The organism is Glycomyces algeriensis (assembly GCF_027622855.1).
Taxonomy (GTDB): Bacteria; Actinomycetota; Actinomycetes; order Mycobacteriales; family Micromonosporaceae; genus Glycomyces; species Glycomyces algeriensis.
This window is the reverse complement of record NZ_JAPZVR010000033.1, coordinates 1-869: the sequence shown is the minus strand read 5'-3', so window position 1 is coordinate 869 and position 869 is coordinate 1. Positions and strand designations below refer to the sequence as shown.

General features: G+C 66.1%; 1 protein-coding gene. It reads left to right on the top strand.

Going from position 1 to position 869, the window contains the following annotated elements:
• Positions 1 to 42: 42 nt before the first annotated feature.
• Positions 43 to 869, top strand: an 827-nt coding sequence (locus O2L52_RS25280; RefSeq protein ID WP_463669606.1) for an IS982 family transposase, incomplete at its 3' end; no start/stop codon positions are given.

The window sequence follows — 869 nt, the reverse complement described above, 5'->3', positions numbered from 1 at the left end:
CATGAAAGCGAGGGAGTCCAGACTCGTTGTGTGGCAACAAGTTTGAATAACCTGGACTCCCTCGCTACCGCACTCTACGTGACGGTCGACGACCTGATCAAGGAACACCCGCACCTGGCGCCCTGGAGGCCCAGGATCGGGTTCAAGCCCGCGCTGACCGACGCCGAGCTGGTCACCCTCGCGGTCATGCAGGGCCTGCTCGGCTTCACCTCCGAGCATCGCTGGATCCGCTACGCCCGCGCCCACCTACGCTCCATGTTCCCCTACCTGCCCCGCCAAAGCGGCTACAACAAGCGGCTGCGCGCCGCGACCGGTCTGATGAGGACCCTTGCCCGGCTCCTCGCGGAGCGGACCTCGACCTGGGCCGACGATGTATGGGTCGTCGACTCCACCCCGGTCGAATGCGCCCGCTCCCGCGAGACCACGAAACGCTCCGACCTGGCCGGATGGGCACAATACGGCTACTGCGCCTCCCACTCGCGGTTCTTCTGGGGCCTGCGCCTCCACCTGGTCTGCACCCTGTCGGGCCTGCCAGTGGCCTGGGCACTGACCGGAGCGAAAGCCGACGAACGCGAGACGTTGATCGACCTGCTCGCCGCCGCACCCGACCTACGAGCGGCCCGAGCCGGCCAAACGATCATCGCCGACCGCAACTACTACCCCAAACACTTCCAGTCACAACTGCGCGAACAAGGATTCCACCTCCTGCGACCACGCCGCAAAGGCGAGCCCGCCACACCCGGCACCACCCTGTTCCGGCCCCTGCGCCAGGTCATCGAATCGATCAACCAGACCTTCAAAGCCCAGCTCGACCTCGAACGCCACAACGGGCGCACACCCCAAGGAGTATGCGCCCGAGTCACCCAACG